This window comes from Paracrocinitomix mangrovi (assembly GCF_019740355.2).
Classification (GTDB): domain Bacteria; phylum Bacteroidota; class Bacteroidia; order Flavobacteriales_D; family Crocinitomicaceae; genus Paracrocinitomix; species Paracrocinitomix mangrovi.
In genome coordinates this window covers 1,582,530-1,603,819 of sequence record NZ_CP091819.1, presented here as the reverse complement: position 1 = coordinate 1,603,819, position 21,290 = coordinate 1,582,530, and the positions used below count along the sequence as shown (strand labels likewise).

Sequence of the window (21,290 nt, the reverse complement as noted above, 5' to 3'; positions counted from 1 at the left end):
GTTTTTTTATGTCAAAATTGCTTTGTCATAGAAAAAAAATGTCAGTATGAAGTGACATACTGACATTTTAAAATCTTCTTTTATTTCTTAGGTCTATTGTGGAGCTCCTCCACCATTTGGCATTCCGCCACCAGGTATTTGAGTAGGAGTGAAATTTTGATTATCACCTGCTCCTGAATTATCCTGAATTTCCATGTCCGGATCTCCTTGAATTCCATTGTTTTCAGTGCTGTTATTCGCCGGTTTTACCCAAACTAAACAAATCAATGCAATACCAATGGCTAATCCCCATGTACCTTTTTCTAAAATATCTGTAGCTCTTTTCGCTCCACCCAACTGCACTGCAGATCCAAACTCCGAGTTCAATCCTCCACCTTTTGGGTTTTGTATTAAAACAAAAAGGATCAAACCTACACAACCGATAATTACTAAAATTGTTAACAATGAATCCATCTCCTAATTATTTCTTTTTTCTTCTATTATTTTAATTTGATTTGCAAAGAAAGTCTTTTTTTCTGGATATAACAAACTCAATTGTTTATATGCTGCAATTGCTTTTGAATAATTTCCCTGCATTACATGAATCTTAGCTAAAGTTTCTGATACAATATCAAGTGAATCTTCTACACTTTTCTTAGCATTGGCACTAGGATTAAAGAAATCTTTGCTACCCGAAGATAGGGTTGGTTCTTCTTCAATAAACTTGTCTAAAAGATCATTAATTTCTTTTTTTGACATGTTGCCAGCCTCTTTTATTTCTTTAGAAGTAATCTCTTTTTCAATTGAATTTTGCTTTTGAGGTGCACCACCTTCAATTACAGACTTTTTATACTTCAACCATTCAATAAAAGTCATGTCCTCCCTTTTGACAGAGATTTCATTCTGGGTCGGTGTCTCTTCCTCAATGACTAACTCTTCTTCAACCTCATTCTCCTCTTCATTCTCATTCTCAATCTCTACCTCATACTCATTCTCTTCCTCATTCTCAATATCATTCTCCTCATCTAGTTCGTTGCCAATATCAAAAGCATTTGCAACTACTTCTGATAATATTGAAGCATCAAGCTTGGCCATTTCAATATCTTCCTCAATCTCTACTTCTTCTTCAGTCTCATTTTCTATCTCATTCTCAACCTCAATCTCATTCTCCACTTCATTCTCATTCTCAACCTCAATCTCATTCTCCACTTCATTCTCAATCTCAACATCATTCTCTGTTGTGTCTTCATCCAATAGAGATATTATACTGTGAAGTTTGGCTCTGTCACTTACGTTAGCTGCAGCTAGTTTAAGTTGGTCTTCATATCCTGCGTCTTTACTTTTTGCATATCCTACTAAATTTAAAATATACAGAGTGCTGCAATACGGATACTTTTCAATTAAAGTCTGGATATCCTTTAAGTGATCTGAAGAAACCAATGATGGATTCTTTATAAATTGCCCTATTTTTTCACTGCTAATTACCAATTGGATGACAGTTGCATTAAAATATCTTGTGATAGTTTATCATTGATATCTCTCAATAATTCATCTTCCACAGAACTTAAATCAAATGTAGCGTCATAATCTGAAAATTGCGAAAATCTTTTTTCAAAACTTTCCTTTTCATCTTTATTATTGATAACTGAGACTTCAACCGCGATTGTCAATCTATTATTTGCTGCCTGTTGATCAGATTGAACTGATATAGGAGCTGTATAGTAGTTTACAATCTTACCCGAAATCTCAATATCGGCTTCGTCACTCTTCAATTTAAGTTTGCTTCTTGAGACAATATAATTTCTTAAAAATTCAGTAAAGTTTATACCGTATCCTGCAGGAGCATTTGCTGCTTGTTCTTCAAAAATAGCAACTGAAAAAGTATCTGCTTTAATAGTTGTGTCAAGCATAGAGTACTGAACTTCACAAGAAGATAATGCGATAAATGTAAATATGTATAACAGCTTTTTCATGTGACTAAAACGCAGTTTTAAAACAACTATTTTAAACCGTACTCCTTTATTTTTCTGTATAAAGTTCTTTCAGATATACCTAGATCCTGAGCTGCATACTTTCGCTTGCCTCTATGCTTTTCTAGCGCTTTTTGGATTAACTCTTTTTCACGATCCTCAAGAGATAGAGACTCCTCAACTTCAATGTGGTCTTCAAAATTGTCGTGGAAAGTTGCTGTTTCTTCAATTTCCGGACTTGTTTTATTGATGCTTACAGGTAATTCAAGTTTACTCTCTCCTCCTTCAGAAATATCAGAATATAGTCTTTTGATAATGGCATTTTTATCTTCAGATGAGATGTTGCTTCCTCCTCCGGATTGAAGTATATCAATGACCAGTTTTTTAAGTTCTGTTAAATCCTTTTTCATATCAAAGAGCACCTTATAGAGTAGGTCTCTCTCGCTAAAATCATTTTTTTCTTTGGATGCTAAAACAGGTAAATTGTTCGCAGTATAATCAGGCAAGTAGTTGTGCAGAATTTCTCCTGTAATGATTCTTTCACTTTCAATTACTGAAATTTGTTCAGTAATATTTTTCAATTGTCTGATATTTCCCGGCCAATTGTAATTAACAAGCATATGTACCGCATCATCTGTTAATTTTATTGGAGGCATTCTATATTTTTCACTGAAGTCAACCACAAATTTTCTGAACAGTAAGTGGACGTCATCCTTTCTTTGTCTCAAAGGAGGTAAAGAAATTGGAACTGTACTCAATCTGTAAAATAAGTCTTCCCTAAATTTTCCTGACTGTACCGCTTTCAACATGTTTTCATTGGTGGCAGCCACAACCCTAACATCTGTTTTAATGATTTTTGAAGAACCAACACGGATAAATTCTCCGGTTTCAAGTACTCTCAGCAATCTAACCTGTGTTGGCAATGGAAGTTCTGCAACTTCATCTAAGAAGATGGTTCCTTTATCGGCTACTTCAAAATACCCTTTTCTTTGGTCATGAGCTCCTGTAAATGATCCTTTCTCATGTCCAAAAAGTTCACTATCTATTGTCCCCTCAGGTATGGCACCACAGTTAACAGCAATATATGCACCGTGTTTTCTACTACTTAATTGATGGATTATTTTTGGCATAACCTCTTTACCGGTTCCACTTTCACCAGTAATTAAAACACTAATGTCTGTAGGAGCTACTTGTGCGGCTACATTCAACGCTCTGTTGAGTGCAGGAGAATCTCCAATTATACCAAAACGTTGTTTTATTTGTTGTACGTCCATCTTTTAATCATTTACCACAACTCCAGTTGCTGTTGCACTTGTACAGTCTTCAATTAAAACATTCACATAATCACCAGGTTTGTGATTCTCTCTTGGTAATATGACCGTTAAATTTTGAGAATTACGTCCAACTAAAAAGTCTTCAGATCTTTTAGATAAACCTTCAATTAAAACTTCACATACTTTTCCAATTGTTCTTTTATGTGCGTCAAATGACAATTCTACCTGTAGTTCCTGTACCTCATTTAAGCGACGTTTTTTAATGTCTTCCGGTATATCGTCTTCGAATTTTCTTTCTGCCAAAGTTTTTGGTCTTTCTGAATAAAAGAACATATATGCAAATTCATATTTGGCATACTTCATCAGTTCCATTGTATCTTGATGTTGTTCTTCTGTTTCTCCACAAAATCCCGTAATTATATCTGTTGATATAAAAGCTTCAGGAATTATTCTCCTGATTGCATCTAATCGATCCTTGTACCACTCAACTGAATAACCTCTGTTCATTCTTTTAAGTACCTCATTGTTTCCTGATTGAACCGGCAAATGAATGTAATCACAAATATTGCGGTGTTTTGCCATTGTGATCAAAACATCATCTGTCATATCTTTTGGATGAGAAGTAGAGAATCTCACACGTAATAAAGGATTGACCAATGCTACTTTTTCCAAAAGCATAGCAAAGTTTACTACTTCTTTCTCAGGATCTATTATCTCTCCCTTTTTTGTAATGTTCCATCTGTAGCTGTCTACATTTTGACCTAGCAAGGTTACCTCTCTGTATCCTCTTTCAAACAAATCTTTTGCTTCTTGTACTATAGATTCAGGATCTCTGCTTCTTTCTCTTCCCCTTGTAAATGGCACAACACAAAAAGAGCACATATTATCGCATCCTCTCATAATTGAAATGAAAGCGGTAACTCCTCCTTTATCAAGTCTTACAGGAGAAATGTCTGCATATGTCTCCTCTCTTGATAGAAGCACATTTACGGCTTTTTGTCCTCCTCCAACATCTGAGATTAAATTGGGTAAATCTCTGTATGCATCAGGTCCTGCTACCAGATCAACTAACTTCTCTTGTTCTAAAAGATCTTTTTTTAATCTTTCTGCCATGCAGCCTAATATCCCAATGACTAATCCTGGATTTTGTTTTTTTCTTTTATTGTGTTGAGATAATTTATTTCTAACTCTTTGCTCGGCGTTTTCCCTAATAGAGCAGGTATTCATAAGAATTACATCTGCTTCGTCTACATTTCTTGTAGTGGCGTATCCATTTTCTGAAAGGATGGATGCGATAATCTCACTGTCTGAAAAATTCATTTGACAACCATAACTCTCTAAGTAGAGCTTTTTTCCTGATCCGCTCTTATTCTCTACCATGGTTGCTTGTCCTTGTATGCTCTCGTCTATTACTTTTTCCTCTATTGACATTTATTGATTACTTTAAAAAGTCATGCAAAATTAGTTAATTCAATAAACTAATCTGTCAATTTGACAGTAAAAAATCGTTATTATTTGATTGAGGAAATTAGATCTCAAAAAAAAATCAAAAAATTTATTATTATAAATAATAAGGGAATTAAATAGATCTTCATTCGAAACTTTACAGTCGTTTATTCGTTTCTTATATCGATATTTGACAAATTTTTTCTCAAATCGTACATTCAAATTATGGCGAAAAACCTAGTAATCGTTGAGTCACCGGCAAAAGCAAAAACCATTGAAAAATATTTAGGTAAAGACTTTGTTGTAAAGTCTAGTATGGGGCATGTCAGAGATCTGGCAAAAGGTGATAAATCTATTGATGTTGAGCAGGATTTTGCTCCAAAGTATATAGTTTCAACAGATAAGAAAAAAGTAATTACTGAGCTTAAAAAGTTAGCCAAGGATGCAGAAATGGTTTGGTTAGCATCTGATGAGGACCGTGAGGGTGAGGCCATATCTTGGCATTTAAAAGAGGCGCTAGGGTTGAAACCTGAAAAGTATAAGAGAATTACGTTCAATGAAATTACTAAAACAGCTGTATTAAATGCGATTGAGAATCCTAGAGAAATTGATGCTGACTTAGTAAATGCTCAACAAGCAAGAAGAATATTAGATAGGTTAGTTGGTTTTGAATTGTCTCCGGTTTTGTGGAGAAAAGTAAAACCATCATTGTCTGCCGGTCGTGTTCAATCTGTAGCGGTAAGATTAATTGTTGAAAGAGAATTGGAGATTGAAGGTTTTACATCTAAGCCTTTCTACAGAACAGATGCGATTTTTAAAGCAGGATCATCAAAAGTTAAGGCCAAATTGGGTGTTAATTTTAATACTAAAAAAGAAGCGAAATCATTTGTAGATGATTGTAATGGATTTGATTTCAAAGTGAATTCAGTTACTAAAAAGCCTGCAAAAAAGTCTCCAACTGCTCCTTTTACTACATCTACTTTGCAGCAAGAGGCCAGTTTAAAACTTGGTTATTCTGTTTCTAGAACTATGTCTGTTGCTCAAAAGTTATATGAAGCTGGACATATTACTTATATGAGAACTGACTCTGTTAACTTATCTAAACAAGCAACGGATGCAGCTCAAGCTGAGATTACCAAAGCATATGGGGCAGAGTTTCATCAGTTTAGAACTTTTAAAACCAAAAGTGCAGGTGCACAAGAGGCTCACGAAGCAATAAGACCAACAGATTTTTCGGCCCATACAGTTTCAGCAGGTTCGGATGAAGAGAAATTGTACCAATTAATTTGGAAAAGGGCAATTGCATCTCAAATGAGTGAGGCGCAATTAGAAAGAACTGCAATTAAAATCCAAGCTCCTCAAAATCTTGAGTTCACAGCTAATGGCGAGGTGATCAAGTTTGAAGGGTTTTTGAAAGTATATCTTGAATCTAATCTTGATGAAGACGAAGAAGAAATGGAAGGTTTATTACCGGATATCAAAGAAGGAGAGTCTTTGCAAGAAGATTTGATTACGTCTACTGAAAGATTTACCAGACCACCTGCAAGATATGTAGAAGCTAGTTTGGTTAAGAAATTAGAGGAGTTAGGAATTGGAAGACCTTCTACTTATGCGCCTACTATTTCAACGATTCAAAAACGTGGATATGTTGAAAAAGGTGAAAAAGAAGGTGTAGAAAGAGAGTATATCCAGATAAAACTGGAAAAAGGAAATGTTGATTCATCAACTTTGACTGAGAAAACCGGATCTGACAAAGGAAAGTTGATTCCTACAGATATTGGAAGAATTGTAACTGAATTCTTGATTGAGCATTTCGGAAAAATCATGGATTATGGCTTTACAGCTTCAGTAGAAAAAGAATTTGATGACATTGCACAAGGAATGATGAAGTGGACCGAAATGATAAAGGAATTTTATGGTCCTTTTCATGAAAATGTAGAACATACCATTGAGCATTCTGAGCGCGCTACGGGAGAAAGAATGTTAGGGGTTGACCCTAAAACTGGTAGAAATGTTTACGCTAGAATCGGAAGATTTGGTCCAATGATTCAAATAGGGGAGCAAGATGATGAGGAAAAACCTGTTTTTGCTTCTTTACAAAAAGATCAAAGTATTCAAACAATTCAATTGGATGAAGCTTTAGAGTTGTTCAAGTATCCAAAAGTGATTGGTGAATACGAAGGGAAACCAGTGAAAGTTAACAAAGGTAGATTTGGTCCTTATGTCCAAATTGACAAAACATTTGTTTCTATAAAAGAGGCAAATGGTGACACCTTAGAAGGAATGACCATTGATAGAGCAATAGAGTTGATAGAGGAAAAAAGAGAAGAGGATAAAAACAAGGTCATTAAGATTTTTGAAGAAGATGAGAATGTACAGTTGTTGAACGGTAGATATGGGGCCTATCTTAAAATCGGTAAAAATAATTTCAGATTACCGAAAGATGTTGAGCCTTCAGAATTGACATACGAACAGTGTATTGAAATTTCTCAGAACCAAGCAAAAGGTAAAAAGAAGAAAAAATAATATCTTTAATTCCGAATGAAAGATTTGGGAATTTATTTTAGCAATTATGGAGATAATTCTGTAAATGCTTCAGACCAGCTAGGTAAATACATTAAAGTTAATTCAGAAGATGATTTTAATCTTCCCGGCAAGTTCGAAATAGCACTTTTATTTGTTCCGGAATACCGAAATGGTGATGTGACGGCCTCAAATGATTTGATGAACGAAGTCCGTCACCAATTATATAGGCTTTTCCCAGGTAAATGGAAAGTTGCTATTACAGATTTAGGAATCATTAGTCCGGGAAATACGGTAGAAGATACATATGCTGCGGTAAAGGATGTAGTTACGGAGTTAATTAAAAATCAGGTTTTCCCAGTCGTAGTTGGTGGTTCTCAAGATTTAACATATCCTATATTTCAAGCTTATCAAACATTGGAACAAACTGTTAATATTTTGGATGTAGATCCGGGAATTGACATGGGTGATCCTGATGAAAGTATTAATGCTAGAGGATGGCTGAGCAAGGTGCTAATGATGCGTCCAAATTACCTTTTCAATTATTCACTTTTGGGATATCAATCTTACTTGATTAGACACAGAGAATTGGATTTGGTGAACAAATTATTTTTTGATGCGTATAGGTTAGGAGACTTCTATTCGAATCCTAGAATGGTTGAGCCATTAGTAAGGAATGCAGATATTCTAAGTTTTGATATGGATGCGATTAGAGGTTCGGATTACAGCGGTAATTCAAGAGATTTGCCTCATGGGTTGTATGGAGAGGATGCGTGTAGAATAATGAGATATGCAGGATTGAGTGATAAGTTAACTTCATTGGGGATATTCAATCTAAATGGAGTTGGAAATACTGAAATGAACGCCAATTTAGTGGCGCAGATGATTTGGTATTTTATTGAGGGATATGAAAACAGAAAAAGAGATTATCCAATTGGAAGCAAATCAAATTATACTAAGTATTTAGTTAGTATAGATAATTTTAAGGACGAAATTGTATTTTACAAGAGTGACAAAAGTGGAAGATGGTGGATGGAAGTTCCTTATCCAAAGGTGAAAGGAGCTAAATTCCAAAGACACTTATTAGTGCCTTGTGATTACGAAGATTATAAAAATGCGTTGACAAATGAGATGCCTAACTTATGGTGGCGAACTTTTGAGAAGCTGTCGTAGCGTTTATGCTGCTTAGAGATATTTTTTATATGATTTGTGAAAAAAATTCACATTTAAATAAATTTTACTTATTTTAGCGGCTTGTTGGGTATAGTCTGACGATAAATGGTATTGAAAAAAACAAACCTTATGAAGAAAGTTTTATCTCTGACGTTGTGTTATTTAGCAGTGAATCTGTCATTTGCACAGCAAGATAAACAGTACACTCATTACATGTTTGACAAGATCTCTTTTAATCCTGCAGCGACAGGGGCAAAAGGATATTGTGGAACGGTTATTTACAGAAATCAATGGGATAGAGTACAAGATGCTCCTAACACCACACTTTTGAACTTGCAAGGAAATATTCAAAAGTATAATTTGGGTGTAGGCTTGTCTTTTACAAATGATGCTATTGGATTTCAAAGAAACAATACAGTAACATTAAATGCAGCTTATCACTATCCAACTGCTTACGGTATTTTATCTGGTGGTTTAGGATTGGGAATTGTAAATGTTGGATTTAGTCCTACATGGATTCCTCCTCAAACTTATTCAGATGCATTATTGCCAACAGCTACTGCTGGAACTGGTTTCGATATGAACTTAGGTTTGTATTGGCACGGAACATCTCATCCTTACTATGTTGGTTTGTCAATGACGCATTTATTGCCTCCAACATTGTCTTCTATTAACTTTTCTGTAGCTAGACATTATTATGTTATTGCTGGTTATGATTTAGATTTAGGAGAATTAGGATGGATTAATCCAAGAAACCCTATTGTTGTTAAACCAAGTACTTTGATTAAAGCTGATGGAGCTACAATGGTGTTTGATTTAAATGTAATGGGAGATTTTTGGTTGAATAACTATTCTTATTTATGGGGAGGTTTTACTTACAGATTGGCTGATGCTGTTGCATTGCAATTAGGGTATGCTTTCTCTCCTGTAAATAACAAGAATGTGAATATGTTGAAATTTGGATATTCATTTGATATAATGACTAACCCACTGAATACATATGGAAAAGGAACGCATGAGTTAATGCTTAACTTCTGCATGTTCCCGCCACCTCCGGCGATTCCTAGACACGGTAATCCATTTATATTACAGTAGGAAAAAATTTTTTGTAACCAATTAAATAAAGTAACGTTAAATTATAGACCCAACCCTTAAAGAGTCCTGATAGTCGGAATAATTTGATTGGTAGAAAAACAAGGTAGCATGAAAAAATTATTGGTTTTTGTAGTAGTAGCAGTTGCAGGTTTGTTATCAAGCTGTAACCAGGGTACTGGTCATTTGACCGGTGTGCAAGGTAGAAAGACGTTTTACCCGGAAATTCCATTGGGAATGGTTTACATCCCTTCTGGTTCTTACACAATGGGTAGTGGTGATCAGGATGTTCCATTCCTGCATCAAAATAGAACTAAAGTAGTTTCGATCCACGCTTTATATATGGATCAAACTGAAATCACTAATAATGAATGGAGAGAGTTTGTTTATTGGGTACGTGACTCTATTATTTTAGAGAAGGTATACATGAATACAGACCCTACAGGAAATAACGCAATTGATGATGAGTTGATTGGGGACATGTTAAATCACCCGGATGTATTCTATGATGAGGTGAACTTAACTTGGGCTGAGTTTGATCCTTCGCAACCATTTATCAATAGAGGTTTATTCCCGTTATCTTGGAGAATGAAAGGAATTAAGGATGAGCAAATCATTCCTTTAATTTCTGACATGTATTTAAGACCTAACGAAAGATGGTATAAAAGAAGAGAGTTTGATACGCGTAAGTTAAACTTCAAATATTATTGGATCGATCTACCAGAAGCTGCCAAAAGAGGTCGTAACAATATTGTTAGAAATGGATATACGCCATCAGGTAACTACACAAATCCTTCATTAAATCCTCAACACCGTGATTTGAAAAACCCGGATCATCCATTTACTGGAGAACCTGTAGGTTTGGATAAAGACATGGGTTGGTTCAATAAAAAAGGACAAAACAATGCCTTGAGAGGACATGAGGACAGAAGTAGATTTATTATTGAAGAGCAAATCAACGTTTATCCTGATACATTATGTTGGGTACGTGACTTTACTTACTCTTTCAATGATCCAATGACAAATATGTATTTCTGGCACCCTGCATACGACAACTATCCGGTTGTTGGTGTTACTTGGGTTCAGGCTAGAGCATTCTGCGTTTGGAGAACACAAAAATTAAACAACTGGTTAATTTCAGTTGGACAGTTATGGGTGCAAGATTTCAGATTACCTACAGAAGGTGAGTGGGAGTATTGTGCTAGAGGTGATTTAAAACATTCACCATATCCTTGGGGAGGTCCTTACATTAGAAACTCTGCAGGATGTATGTTAGGAAACTTTAAACCAATGAGAGGTAGATACTTTGATGATGGAGGTTTCTATCCAGTGAAAGCTTTCTCTTACAACCCTAACGGATACGGATTATATTGTATGGCTGGTAACGTTTGTGAGTGGACAGAAACTGCTTTTGATGAGTCAGTTTACGAATTCTCACATGACCTTATGCCTGAATACAGATATTATGCAATGGACTGGGATCCACCTTCAATGAAACGTAAAGTTGTTCGTGGAGGATCGTGGAAGGATATCGGATTCTATATGCAAACATCTGCAAGAACTTATGAATACCAAGATACTGCTAAATCATACTTAGGATTTAGATGTGTTCAAACTCATATCGGTCGTGGTGGTAGAGACTTCTCTAAAGAAGGTGGAGAAGAGCTTAAATCAGATATTGAGTTAAGATAAAAGAGTATATAATAACCAAATAAATAAATGTTAAACTTAAAGCAAGGAAACTATGAGACCAGGAACTAAAAAATGGAAATTATTTATGGCGAAGTTGTACGGTATTGGTGCAGCAGTCGTAATTATGGGAGCCCTATTTAAAATCATGCACTGGCCGTTCGCGGGATTGATGTTGGTTGTAGGACTTTCTACGGAAGCCGTAATTTTCTTCTTCTCGGCATTTGAGCCGTTACATGAGGATCCAAAGTGGGAATTAGTATACCCAGAATTGGCATTAGCTCATGATGAAGATTTTGATTTACACGCTTATATCGACGAAAAAGGTGAATCTAACTTCGGCGGTGGCGGAGGAGGTGGTTCTGCAACAGGAATTACTGAAAAATTTGATAGCCTTTTAGAAGAAGCAAAAATTGATGCTGATTTATTAAATAGATTAGGAGATGGAATTAGAACTTTAAGTGATAACGCTGAAGGTTTAAAAGCTGTTTCTGGTGCAGCTGCTGCAACTGATAGTTACGTAGCAAGCTTAGAAAGTGCTTCAGAGCAAGTTAAATCTTTGTCTGATACTTATGAAAAAGCATCTTCTTCTTTATTAGGATTAACTTCTTCTGCAGAAGATGGAGCTTCGTTTGGTGAGCAATTACAAAAAGTATCAACAAACTTAGCTGCTTTAAATAATGTTTACGAATTACAATTAAAAGGTTCTTCTGCTCACTTGGAAGCTACTGAGAAATTCCAAGGTCAAGTTAGCGAAATGATGCAAAACTTGAGTGATTCAGTTGAAGACACAAGATTGTACAAAGAAAATATGGCAATGTTAACTAAAAACTTGACTGACTTAAATCAAGTTTATGGTAATATGCTAAAAGCCATGACAATAACTAGAGATTAAATTATTTAGTTACTATTCAAGTAATATGAATTGATGTAACAATTGTTTAATTAAAAAATAGATTATAAGACATGGCAGGAGGAAAAGAAACCCCAAGACAGAAGATGATCGGTATGATGTACTTAGTACTTACCGCTCTACTTGCCCTTAACGTTTCTAAACAAGTGATTGCAGCCTTCATTACGCTTAATAATAAGTTAGATGCAAGTGCTGAAATTATAAACAACAAAATCGAAGGTACATACTACGGTTTTGATGCTAAACGTGCAGCACTTGTTGCAACGAAAGGGGATATGAAATTACTCGACCAATGGGAGGGTGCAGCCAACGAATTGAAAGCGCAAACTTATATAGTTATCGACTATTTGTTGAGAGAAGCAAATGAAATGATTGTTGAAGCTGATGGAATCGATTGGGTTGAAAAAGAAATCGACGTTACAACAGCTGACGGTCAAAGTCATAAAGTTGTTACCAATTTAAAAGGATTAGAAGAAATTTCTTCCTTTGATAACTATGACGTTCCAACCAATTTATTTGTGGGGGGAGATCCTCATAATCCAGTAGAAAAAGGATTAAATATTCCGAAGAAAATTCATGAATATAGAGATCTTGTATGTGGATTAATGGGAACCTATACTTCAGGTAAAAACGAATGGAAATTTGATCCTGCTGCAGGAAGTTTAGAGGCGTCTTTACAAGGGTGTAATCCAAAGGATACATCAAAAATTAGACAAGTTTACTCAGCTTTAACGTTGCCGGAGAAATTGGAAATGCACGGTGAAGGTGAAATGCCTTGGCCATCTGTTACTTTTGACCATGCGCCAATTGTTGCAGCTGCTGCAATGTTTACTTCATTAAAACTTGACATCAAAAATGCCGAAGCAATGGCATCTGATTTCATGTTGAGTAAAGTAGACGCTCCAACATTTAATTTTAATAAGATCGAACCATTAGCGTTTGCTCGTTCTAGTTACATTAATCAGGGTGATTCTTTGGCATTAAGTGTAAAAATTGCCGCATATGATAGTAACGAAGTTTCGAAGATACGTTATGGTATGGACGCTGACACTGCAAACTCGGATGCGTGGAAGACTGTTACTGGAGATATTGGGCTTCCTGGAGATAAACCAGGTCCGCACAAAATCAAAGGTCAAATCGGAGTTAAAGAAAAAGGTGAATTATCTTGGAAAAACTTTGAGTATAACTATACAGTTGGACAGCCAATGGGTGTTGTAGCACAACCTGAGATGAGAGTATTATACTGGGGATATGACAATAAAGTAGAAGGAACCGCTTCAGGTTTCCCTGCAGATAAAGTTTCACTTTCTGGTAGCGGATGTTCATTATCTTCTGCTGGTGGTGGTACATATATCGCCAAAGTATCAAGAGGAACTCGTACAGCTAGTATTAGTGTAAGTGGTAAGAAAGAAGATGGAGGTTCAGTAAGCTTAGGTAAATTTGATTTCAAATGTAAGCCTATGCCACCAGCTTTAATTAAGTTCGGTAGTATTGAATCTGGAGGAAATGCATCTTATACTGAAGCTAAGAACGTAGGTAGAGTTACAGTAATGTTAGACCCTTCATCTCCTTTACAAGGTGTAAACTACACCGTAATGGGAGGTACTGTTATCGTTGCAGGTGTTCCTGGTGCTGGTAATATTGAAAGAGGTGGAGCCTTAGATGGTAAAGCTAAATCAATGATGAACCAGTCAAAAGGTAAAAACGTTGCAATGGAGGTAAAATACAAAGGTCCTGATGGGATCACACGTATTGGAGCCCTTGCGTTTAAAGTAAAATAGTATTTAAACAAAAGTTGAATTATGAAAAGGTTGATTTTTTCTTTCGTGTTGTTGTGTGCAGCTATGATAGCAAATGCCCAGGGAGATATCCGTGGACCGATTGCTAATCCTGCGCCGGGTGTTTTGGATGGAGTGTATGTTAGAGAACATATTCCTACTAAAAAAGTAGTTCCTTACGAGTTTGTAAGAGAGGCTGATGTCGCTTGGAGTAAAAGAGTATGGAGAGCTATTGATTTGAGAGAGAAATTTAATCACCCACTTCACTATCCATTAGATGATATGGCACCAAAGCCAGGATGGTACAGAGATAATGATTGGAAAAGAAATCCAACTAGATGGAGTCTTTGGACAATCATCAAGTATCACGTACTTTCTGGTGATTTAACTGCTTATTCGCCAATGGATCCTGAATGGGTAGATTGGAAAGATGGTGACCTTTTTAAATATCCACTGACATCTGAGAAGTTCGGTTTAGGACAACCTGGAGGAACTTTCTATACAGATACAGTGTTTAGAGATTTCTTAAAAGAAGGATACTTTGGAGCAACAGATTATTCTTCAGGATTAGTAGCCGTACAATCGATTCTTTATCCTGGTGAGGATTCGATCAATGACTTGGGAGAGGTAGTTTACTACCCAAGAGAGTACACATGGTTAAATTCTGAGGATATCGTTCAGTACAGAGTAAAAGAAGATTGGTTCTTTGACAATGAAAGATCAGTATTAGATGTAAGAATTATCGGAATTTGCCCGGTAACTTATGAGAAAGATGCTGATGGAAACATTGTTGGATTGAAAGAACTGTTCTGGTTATATTTCCCAGAGTGCAGATACATCTTCCAAAACTTCTATGTACAAAGTAGACACAACGACTCTCAAAGAATGTCATTTGATGACTTGTTCTGGAAGAGAATGTTTACCAGCTACATCATTAAAGAGTCAAATCTTTATGATAGAGAGTTACAAAACTATAGAGCTGGTGTTGAAGCTTTGTTAGAGTCTGAAAGAATAAAAGATAAAATCTTTAAGTTCGAACACGACTTGTGGAGTTTCTAATGTTCAACTTGATAATATTGAAAGCCTCTCGAATTTCGGGAGGCTTTTTTTATGCCTAGGTGTTTTGTAAATTAGAACTGTTCCTTATTAGGAATATTGAGAAATAGGAAAAAAATGGAACTGACTACCGCTACTTCTTCAATGGATTGGAAATCTATTGATCCGCTAGCAGGGGGCAAGTTGTTGAATAACATGAAATTAGAGTATGTTAAAAAAAGCGTTTATAACAATGATTGGGATTTTTCTACTATCTTGTAACAACAGTTCTGAGAAAGATCAAAATGTTTCGGAACAACAAAGCGAAGTTAATTGTAAGCCAATTTTGAACGATTATATAAAAAGTATTAAAGACAGTCTTTTATTTTCTGAGATTGTTGATCAGTTATTTTTTAAACCACAAGAGCTCAAATCAGATACTAGTGATGGATCAGCCTATTTCATAAACAAAATAAATCATATGATTTTATCATATGATTTAACAGCAGCTGGTCAAGAAATAAACTATTACTGGGATGAAGAGATAATAAAAACTCCATACAGCCTTTATTATGATAAGTTATGTGATTGTTCTTTAGTTGTGGAATCTGTCACTAGGGATTCTTATACTCCTGTATGCTTTTATTCTGGGAAGATTTATTCTATCGGTGGTGATGGAAGAACTGTGGGTAGGCGCAAATGGGTTCCTGTTCCTCATTCAAAGGAGAAAAAAAGTGATAACAAAGAATTAGCAGATGTAATGTTATTGTACCCCTCTCCGTAGTAGCTCTATTGAAGCCGCTATTCAACTGCAGAACAATGATTTTACAATGGCCATTTACAACCGGAATGATTTATAGCCCGCAACAAATAGGAAATAGCGCCATTTATAAATTTACTTACCCTTCAGTGTTTAATATTTAAGTCCTTTAATTTTCACTAAATGACCATTTTTATAAAGTTCAATTTTGTCTATGGAACCATCCCTATTATAAAAATAACTAAATCCATGTTTTATAATTCTTGATTTTTCTGGCTTTTTATAATTTATTTTCATCTTATAATTAATAATTTGACGAATATTACTTGTATTCAAGTAATATTCCCTCTCAATAAGATAAATACCCATTTTGAGAGATTCACGATAAAAATTCCCATTGGTATCCCTAAATGCACTATACTTATAGTTTAATTTTTTTGATACCCACCATTCATTTTTAATTACACCATTTTCATAAAAATATTTGTGTCCTACTTTTGATAAAAACGAACTATCAAATTCTGTATAATCATAATAATTTATATGATCTATTTTTCCTCCTTTCATTACAGTGTCTATCGTATGAAATTGGTCTTCATACACTAGTTCAAATTTCTGATTAAATGAATAAAAAGATATTAGCACGAAGTAGATTATTAAAGAATGTTTCATATTATATTTTATTAAGGTGATACCCATTACTTATAGAAATTGCACTGCTACTAAAAAATGTTATTTCTCCTGAATTATCATCTTAGCATAACGAAATTCACCCTTAATATTTTTTGAGTTTTTTGTTTCAAGTATTAACTCATTATCATTTTTCCATGAAAATGCATATGGACTCCAATTAGTTGTTCTAAACCTACCTAATCGTTTATAGTTTGGTGAATATTTTTTGAAAATTTCAAACCCATTAAAAATTAAACTGTCATTCGGACTATAACTTAAAGACAGTAAGTATTTCCCTGATGGTGATTTAAAAGTAGATCCAATGGCATTTAAAGTGTCTCCTGTCTCACTGTTCAAAAGAATCGAATAAGAGCAGCAATTATACTGACCGTAAAGAATCTCCCAATATTTTGAATCTCCTATCTGACCTTTAAAAATGAAATCTTCCCAATATATTTTCGGTTCTGTACGATTCACATTAATATATATTTGATTTCTCTTATTACTAAAATCAAATATCAAGGAATCTCCTAATCTTGTAACTCTATTTTCATTAGTTAATTTTTGATTTTCAAAAATCTGCTCATTAACTTTTTTTACTTCAATAGCAGTCTTTTCTTTAAGAAATTTTATTTGAACTCTTAAATTCTGGTTTTCGTATAACTCATCAACTATATTATTTTCAGTCTGCTTTGATTTCATCTTACTTTCAGAGCATGAATTAAATAAAAGAACTAGTATTAAATAAATTAAACCGAATATGTGATTTTTCATGATTTTTAAAAATAGAAATACGGAATACCTTTATAGTTTTTTATTCTAAATTATTTTTAGATAGCCTTCCAAAACATTTCTGGATTAAATGCAAAACGTTATCGTTATAAAAAACTCTTGCGCTCGTCTGTGACAAGTATGTAATTAATTTACAGCCAGCAAAGCAATTAGAATTTAAACACCTTTGTTCTTCATCTAAATCTATTCCTACATTTAAGTTTTCGCAATATACGCATCAATAAGCCAAAAGAAATACCCATTATCTTCATCAGACATTTTGAAAATAGACTTTACCTTTTTAAAGTGGCATCATCAGGCTCTATTGCATCTATATTCAACTTTAATCTACTTGAAATTCCCAAATTTTTGAATCACTTGAATATATAGTTTTTAGTTTTCCTTCTTCAAATTCGATTTTGTTGATATATAATTGACCCCTATTTTCATTAGGAATGTTAAACGTGACATTTGCTTCATTAAGATTGTAAACTTCTTTTTTCAAATCATAACAACCTGCAATAAAAAATTGAAAAAAATATGTTGAATCATTATCATTATTTCCCCAAAACTCAATACTAAAAGATTCTTCCTTATTGTTAGGAGTGATTAAGTAATAATCATATCTAAAACCAACTTGACAGCTTCTGCCTCCAAAGAAATTGGTGCTATCGATATCATACGTGTTTATGATTGGATTATGCATGCTATAAATGATTAATGTATCATTTTCATGTTTACCAATAAAATCTTTCTCAAAATAAGAGGAGTCAAAATTATGAAATCCAAAATCAAACTTGTGAGGACAATACTCACTAGGTCTAGCACAGCAAAAAAGGACTGTTAATGTAAGATAAAGCGGAATATATTTTATTTTCATAATTATTTAATTATCATGAACTGTAATGCTGCTAATGTCGAGCAAAGAAGTATGAATAAAGTTTGTGAGATTTTCTCAGATTATTCACATCCAAATCCTTCTGAGCCATAATAATCTAAATTCCTATCATTCAAGTGATCTCTATAATAAAAAGGTTTAATTTCTTTTTGGATGGTACTTTTTGATAGAATTCTCTTGTCAATACTCAATTTGATCCAGTGTACAATGTTTTTTTCTTTATAACTAAATATTAAAATCATTGTTTTATATGGAATTTTACAATTAAACTTTATTTTCCAGGTATTTGATTTTTGACCTGGGGATAATTTATTAAATTTCCACATTCCATCCATTTTTCTATTCTCAAAATTTGGATTACTGCCAGGTATCGAATCCCAAAAGTCAAAATGATGTAAATAAAATTGTAACGTATCACTAAAGAGAATAGCTCTGTCGTTAAAAATATGGACTATTTTGGATTTTTGTTTAGTTGTTCTATAAAACCCATAAAAATAAACATCAGGGTTAAAATAATATATATCCTCTTTCTTTTGATTAACAAATGAAAAAGTCACATGTCTTGAACTGATTGTTTCAATCTTTAATACTTCTTGGCTATAAGAGATTGAATTACAAATAACTAATGCTATTAAAACAACAAAATAACTATTCTTCATTATTTATTTTTTCAATTTTTATTTAAATTGTTTTTAGATCGCTCGCGCTCATCTTTGACGAGTGAGTATTTAATTCTTAAACCACGTGGAATACTAATCACTTTAAAGATAAAAAGAACATGAAAAATATGTTGGTATTGTTAATAGTAGGAACTTTAAATTTTGGTGCATTCTCCCAAGAAAACCTCAAGTCATGGAAATTTGATAAAGAATTTTACGATTTAACTTTTGAATTAGAAATTGATACTTTTTTTGTAGACACTTTGACGTATCATGAAGGAGAGCTTTTTTTGATTTCGTTTTTAGACGATACTTCTTACATTAGAATCAACTTTATTTTTGCAAATGCTTTATTTTCTTGTTGTTCTGACAACAATAAGTATATCGAACTTGATAAATCTGTTGAAGAAGGGATAACAGATCAAAAAGGTATCATATCAGGGACTGATCTTTATTGGAGAAAACTTAAAGATCATAATATAGAAATTGTATATAATAATTGTACGGTTGAGCGAAAGTTAAAAATTGATGATTTATTTGAATCTTTGAAAACGCATTTGAAAAACTTTTAATCGAAATATTAGGAATTTTACTCCTCGCTCCGTAGTAGCTGTGCTGCTGCGGAGCGGGTGAATATTTAAAACTCAACATGAAAATCGAAATGAAGATGAAGATGGAACAAATGAAAAAGAAACGATTAAATCTGGCAATTAAACTAATTCCAGTTCTTATAATAATAATTATTCCATTTGAATCATTTTCAAAAGAAGTAAACATTGTCATCTCAGGAAAATTAAAGAATACAATTTGTTCATTACTAATACAACATAACCAAGGAAATAACAGAGATATTGATACTCTACTTTATAATTCTGAGTTAACAACTGAATACTCAACTGGTATTGCCTTTAATATGACATACGAATTAAACAGGAAAAGAAATTATTGGTTTAAAATTTATATAGGCAAAAAAGACTTTTCTTTTTATCCTGCATACCTAAAGAATAAAATGACTATTGAGTTTCACATTTCTAGAAATGGTCTCGATTTAATAATTAAAAAGAAAAAAAGCGGACTCTATTATTAATAAAAATAGTCTTAGATTTTAGCTTTTTACCGCTTTACGACCACCCGCTCCGCAGTAGCTGTGCTGCTGCGGTAACATCTCTGCACTTGTTCTATATTAGCCCACTTTAATCAAGTATTGGTCTACAATTGTGATGCTTTGAAAAAACCATGATTAATACATTTTACCTAAATTAACCCAGCTTCGTATCGTTGATGAAATAAATGGAGCATATGATGATTATTTGCAACAAGAAGATAAAAGCTTTTAAATGAAATTAATAATGGTTCTGAAATGTTTGATAGGCAGTAAGAAACATTAAAATTTGTTATGAAAAAACTAAAATTATTATTGTTGCTTTTAATTTCATTTACGGGTTATACTCAAAACATGATTGATTCCAATCGTTGCGTCACAGGAGATGTAGAGTATGAAAAAGATTTTGAGTTAGATTTCAGTTTTGAGCAGCTTAGAACTGGATTTTTAGGATTAGAAGGAATACTAGCTGTTGACATTATTGATGGCATGGGCTTTTATGAGCAATCTGTCAATCTTGGAGTATCGCCTTTTAAAAACTCAATGATCATTGAGACAAGACAAAATTTGTATGTTGGTTTTTTATCTTTTGGATTCATTACGGGAATTTCTTATGGTTACCAGATTTCTGAAATAATGTATTACATCAAACCTAATGTTTTTCTTGATTTACGTTTTGCCAAAATAACATATTCATACTCTTTTTCTAGTAACAAGGATGCCAGTTTTTATAATAGTGGTCATAATATGGGGCTAAGAATTCCCGTTTTTTCAACTTGTGGATTTTCTAATATATTTGGAGAAAAAAAAAGGTTGCATTGGGGACATGCTCATCATGGTCCTGAATGGTAAGGAAGCAATGTTCACCAGCTCCTGTGCTGCTGCGGTCAATATTAAACATTTTACTTAAATTAACTCTATCAAGCAGGGAGTTAAACATACTATTAAAAAGAATGGCTCTTATTACCTTACTTTAACAATTGTTGAATGGATAGATGTATTTACAAGAAAAAATCATAAAGACGCAATCATTCAATCACTACGATATTGTATTGAACACAAAGGATTGAACGTTTATGCCTATTGTTTGATGACAAACCATTTACATTTGGTTGTCAATTGCAATGAACCTTTCGAGTTGAAGAATACTATTCGGGATTTTAAAAGACACACAGTAAAGCAAATATTGTTTCAAATACAAAATGAACCCGAATCGAGACGTGAATGGATGATGGAACTTTTTAAGAGGAACGGAACAAATTATTCTCAAAATGAGAAAATTAAATTTTGGAAATCGGGAAATCATGCAATCGAATTGTATTCGGAAAAATTTGTTTGGGAGAAGATTAACTATATACATAATAATCCTGTTGAAGAAGGATTTGTGACCAAAGCTGAGCATTGGGTATATTCATCAGCTTCAAACTATTGGGATGGTAATGGGATTCTTGAGAAAGTATTTTGTTTACCCGGGATGTTGATTGAAACAAAGTAAGCGCAGCAGCTTTTGATTGACGAAATAGACGCAGCAGCATAGCTACTGCGGAGTGGGGAGG

The 21,290-nt window shown here is 33.9% G+C and carries 22 protein-coding genes; 13 read left to right on the top strand and 9 right to left on the bottom strand.

Annotated features, from left to right (window positions below; genetic code table 11):
• Positions 1-93: 93 nt before the first annotated feature.
• Genes secG through miaB form a run of 5 tightly spaced genes read right to left on the bottom strand, consistent with a single transcriptional unit; the run spans position 94 to position 4,654 of the window.
• Complete coding sequence (gene secG, locus K6119_RS07180; RefSeq protein ID WP_221837407.1) at positions 94-453, bottom strand: preprotein translocase subunit SecG; 360 nt, start codon at positions 451-453, stop codon at positions 94-96.
• A 3-nt stretch (positions 454-456) separates the two neighbouring features.
• A complete protein-coding gene (locus tag K6119_RS07175; protein ID WP_221837404.1) occupies positions 457-1,467 on the bottom strand; it encodes a hypothetical protein in 1,011 nt (336 codons plus the stop codon).
• Positions 1,461-1,952 carry an LPS assembly lipoprotein LptE gene (gene lptE, locus K6119_RS07170; RefSeq protein WP_221837401.1) on the bottom strand — a complete coding sequence of 164 codons (492 nt, stop codon included), beginning with the start codon at positions 1,950-1,952 and terminating at the stop codon, positions 1,461-1,463. Before lptE ends, K6119_RS07175 begins: the two co-directional genes overlap by 7 nt.
• A gap of 26 nt (positions 1,953-1,978) precedes the next feature.
• Positions 1,979-3,223: a sigma-54 interaction domain-containing protein gene (locus K6119_RS07165; protein ID WP_221837398.1), complete on the bottom strand. Its 1,245-nt coding sequence runs from the start codon at positions 3,221-3,223 to the stop codon at positions 1,979-1,981.
• Between the two features lie 3 nt (positions 3,224-3,226).
• The gene (gene miaB, locus K6119_RS07160; protein ID WP_221837394.1) at positions 3,227-4,654 is read right to left on the bottom strand and encodes a tRNA (N6-isopentenyl adenosine(37)-C2)-methylthiotransferase MiaB; all 1,428 of its coding nucleotides are present in this window, start codon (positions 4,652-4,654) and stop codon (positions 3,227-3,229) included.
• Positions 4,655-4,894: 240 nt separating this feature from the next.
• On the opposite strand from miaB, the gene topA reads away from it, so the two are divergent.
• From topA to K6119_RS07115, 9 genes are all read left to right on the top strand, one after another.
• A complete protein-coding gene (topA, locus tag K6119_RS07155) occupies positions 4,895-7,195 on the top strand; it encodes a type I DNA topoisomerase (protein ID WP_221837391.1) in 2,301 nt (766 codons plus the stop codon).
• A 15-nt stretch (positions 7,196-7,210) separates the two neighbouring features.
• Positions 7,211-8,365, top strand: coding sequence for a formimidoylglutamase (locus tag K6119_RS07150; protein ID WP_221837384.1), 1,155 nt, complete (start codon positions 7,211-7,213; stop codon positions 8,363-8,365).
• 129 nt (positions 8,366-8,494) lie between these two features.
• On the top strand, positions 8,495-9,460 hold the full coding sequence (locus K6119_RS07145) for a PorP/SprF family type IX secretion system membrane protein (RefSeq protein ID WP_221837381.1): 966 nt from the start codon (positions 8,495-8,497) through the stop codon (positions 9,458-9,460).
• 108 nt (positions 9,461-9,568) lie between these two features.
• Positions 9,569-11,149 (top strand): T9SS ring complex lipoprotein PorK/GldK, encoded by a 1,581-nt coding sequence (porK, locus tag K6119_RS07140; RefSeq protein ID WP_237828125.1) that lies wholly within the window; start codon positions 9,569-9,571, stop codon positions 11,147-11,149.
• A 52-nt stretch (positions 11,150-11,201) separates the two neighbouring features.
• A complete protein-coding gene (porL, locus tag K6119_RS07135; protein ID WP_221837377.1) occupies positions 11,202-12,041 on the top strand; it encodes a type IX secretion system motor protein PorL/GldL in 840 nt (279 codons plus the stop codon).
• A 71-nt stretch (positions 12,042-12,112) separates the two neighbouring features.
• Positions 12,113-13,840, top strand: a complete 1,728-nt coding sequence (gene porM / locus K6119_RS07130; RefSeq protein WP_221837374.1) for a type IX secretion system motor protein PorM/GldM — start codon at positions 12,113-12,115, stop codon at positions 13,838-13,840.
• 21 nt (positions 13,841-13,861) lie between these two features.
• Positions 13,862-14,896 carry a type IX secretion system ring subunit PorN/GldN gene (gene porN, locus K6119_RS07125; RefSeq protein ID WP_221837369.1) on the top strand — a complete coding sequence of 345 codons (1,035 nt, stop codon included), beginning with the start codon at positions 13,862-13,864 and terminating at the stop codon, positions 14,894-14,896.
• Positions 14,897-15,010: 114 nt separating this feature from the next.
• A complete protein-coding gene (locus K6119_RS07120; protein ID WP_221837366.1) occupies positions 15,011-15,154 on the top strand; it encodes a hypothetical protein in 144 nt (47 codons plus the stop codon).
• A gap of 64 nt (positions 15,155-15,218) precedes the next feature.
• The gene (locus K6119_RS07115) at positions 15,219-15,656 is read left to right on the top strand and encodes a hypothetical protein (protein ID WP_221837363.1); all 438 of its coding nucleotides are present in this window, start codon (positions 15,219-15,221) and stop codon (positions 15,654-15,656) included.
• Positions 15,657-15,785: 129 nt separating this feature from the next.
• Here K6119_RS07115 and K6119_RS07110 read toward each other — a convergent pair whose 3' ends face one another.
• From K6119_RS07110 to K6119_RS07095, 4 genes are all read right to left on the bottom strand, one after another.
• Positions 15,786-16,199: a hypothetical protein gene (locus tag K6119_RS07110; protein ID WP_221837360.1), complete on the bottom strand. Its 414-nt coding sequence runs from the start codon at positions 16,197-16,199 to the stop codon at positions 15,786-15,788.
• A 165-nt stretch (positions 16,200-16,364) separates the two neighbouring features.
• Positions 16,365-17,078: a hypothetical protein gene (locus tag K6119_RS07105; RefSeq protein WP_221837357.1), complete on the bottom strand. Its 714-nt coding sequence runs from the start codon at positions 17,076-17,078 to the stop codon at positions 16,365-16,367.
• Between the two features lie 340 nt (positions 17,079-17,418).
• On the bottom strand, positions 17,419-17,955 hold the full coding sequence (locus tag K6119_RS07100; RefSeq protein ID WP_221837353.1) for a hypothetical protein: 537 nt from the start codon (positions 17,953-17,955) through the stop codon (positions 17,419-17,421).
• Between the two features lie 80 nt (positions 17,956-18,035).
• Entirely contained in the window at positions 18,036-18,632 is a 597-nt protein-coding gene (locus K6119_RS07095) for a hypothetical protein (RefSeq protein WP_221837351.1), read from the bottom strand.
• A 119-nt stretch (positions 18,633-18,751) separates the two neighbouring features.
• Between K6119_RS07095 and K6119_RS07090 the strand changes: the two genes are divergently transcribed.
• The 4 genes from K6119_RS07090 to K6119_RS19460 all read left to right on the top strand — a co-directional run bounded on the left by K6119_RS07090 (position 18,752) and on the right by K6119_RS19460 (position 21,229).
• A complete protein-coding gene (locus K6119_RS07090) occupies positions 18,752-19,204 on the top strand; it encodes a hypothetical protein (protein ID WP_221837348.1) in 453 nt (150 codons plus the stop codon).
• 89 nt (positions 19,205-19,293) lie between these two features.
• Positions 19,294-19,719, top strand: a complete 426-nt coding sequence (locus tag K6119_RS07085; protein ID WP_221837346.1) for a hypothetical protein — start codon at positions 19,294-19,296, stop codon at positions 19,717-19,719.
• Between the two features lie 309 nt (positions 19,720-20,028).
• A complete protein-coding gene (locus K6119_RS07080; RefSeq protein WP_221837343.1) occupies positions 20,029-20,586 on the top strand; it encodes a hypothetical protein in 558 nt (185 codons plus the stop codon).
• 58 nt (positions 20,587-20,644) lie between these two features.
• Positions 20,645-21,229 (top strand): REP-associated tyrosine transposase, encoded by a 585-nt coding sequence (locus K6119_RS19460; RefSeq protein WP_336246119.1) that lies wholly within the window; start codon positions 20,645-20,647, stop codon positions 21,227-21,229.
• The last annotated feature ends 61 nt before the right edge of the window (positions 21,230-21,290 follow it).

Bases quoted from the DNA above. Each gene is read 5' to 3' on its own strand.
- K6119_RS07080 (WP_221837343.1), top strand. From the start codon at position 20,029: ATGAAAAAACTAAAATTATTATTGTTGCTTTTAATTTCATTTACGGGT.
- K6119_RS07120 (WP_221837366.1), top strand. From the start codon at position 15,011: ATGGAACTGACTACCGCTACTTCTTCAATGGATTGGAAATCTATTGAT.
- secG (WP_221837407.1), bottom strand. From the start codon at position 453: ATGGATTCATTGTTAACAATTTTAGTAATTATCGGTTGTGTAGGTTTG.
- K6119_RS07095 (WP_221837351.1), bottom strand. From the start codon at position 18,632: ATGAAGAATAGTTATTTTGTTGTTTTAATAGCATTAGTTATTTGTAAT.
- lptE (WP_221837401.1), bottom strand. From the start codon at position 1,952: ATGAAAAAGCTGTTATACATATTTACATTTATCGCATTATCTTCTTGT.
- porK (WP_237828125.1), top strand. From the start codon at position 9,569: ATGAAAAAATTATTGGTTTTTGTAGTAGTAGCAGTTGCAGGTTTGTTA.
- topA (WP_221837391.1), top strand. From the start codon at position 4,895: ATGGCGAAAAACCTAGTAATCGTTGAGTCACCGGCAAAAGCAAAAACC.
- porL (WP_221837377.1), top strand. From the start codon at position 11,202: ATGAGACCAGGAACTAAAAAATGGAAATTATTTATGGCGAAGTTGTAC.
- K6119_RS07145 (WP_221837381.1), top strand. From the start codon at position 8,495: ATGAAGAAAGTTTTATCTCTGACGTTGTGTTATTTAGCAGTGAATCTG.
- porM (WP_221837374.1), top strand. From the start codon at position 12,113: ATGGCAGGAGGAAAAGAAACCCCAAGACAGAAGATGATCGGTATGATG.
- K6119_RS07090 (WP_221837348.1), top strand. From the start codon at position 18,752: ATGAAAAATATGTTGGTATTGTTAATAGTAGGAACTTTAAATTTTGGT.
- K6119_RS07100 (WP_221837353.1), bottom strand. From the start codon at position 17,955: ATGAAAATAAAATATATTCCGCTTTATCTTACATTAACAGTCCTTTTT.
- miaB (WP_221837394.1), bottom strand. From the start codon at position 4,654: ATGTCAATAGAGGAAAAAGTAATAGACGAGAGCATACAAGGACAAGCA.
- K6119_RS07105 (WP_221837357.1), bottom strand. From the start codon at position 17,078: ATGAAAAATCACATATTCGGTTTAATTTATTTAATACTAGTTCTTTTA.
- K6119_RS07165 (WP_221837398.1), bottom strand. From the start codon at position 3,223: ATGGACGTACAACAAATAAAACAACGTTTTGGTATAATTGGAGATTCT.
- porN (WP_221837369.1), top strand. From the start codon at position 13,862: ATGAAAAGGTTGATTTTTTCTTTCGTGTTGTTGTGTGCAGCTATGATA.
- K6119_RS07085 (WP_221837346.1), top strand. From the start codon at position 19,294: ATGAAGATGAAGATGGAACAAATGAAAAAGAAACGATTAAATCTGGCA.
- K6119_RS07110 (WP_221837360.1), bottom strand. From the start codon at position 16,199: ATGAAAGGAGGAAAAATAGATCATATAAATTATTATGATTATACAGAA.
- K6119_RS07150 (WP_221837384.1), top strand. From the start codon at position 7,211: ATGAAAGATTTGGGAATTTATTTTAGCAATTATGGAGATAATTCTGTA.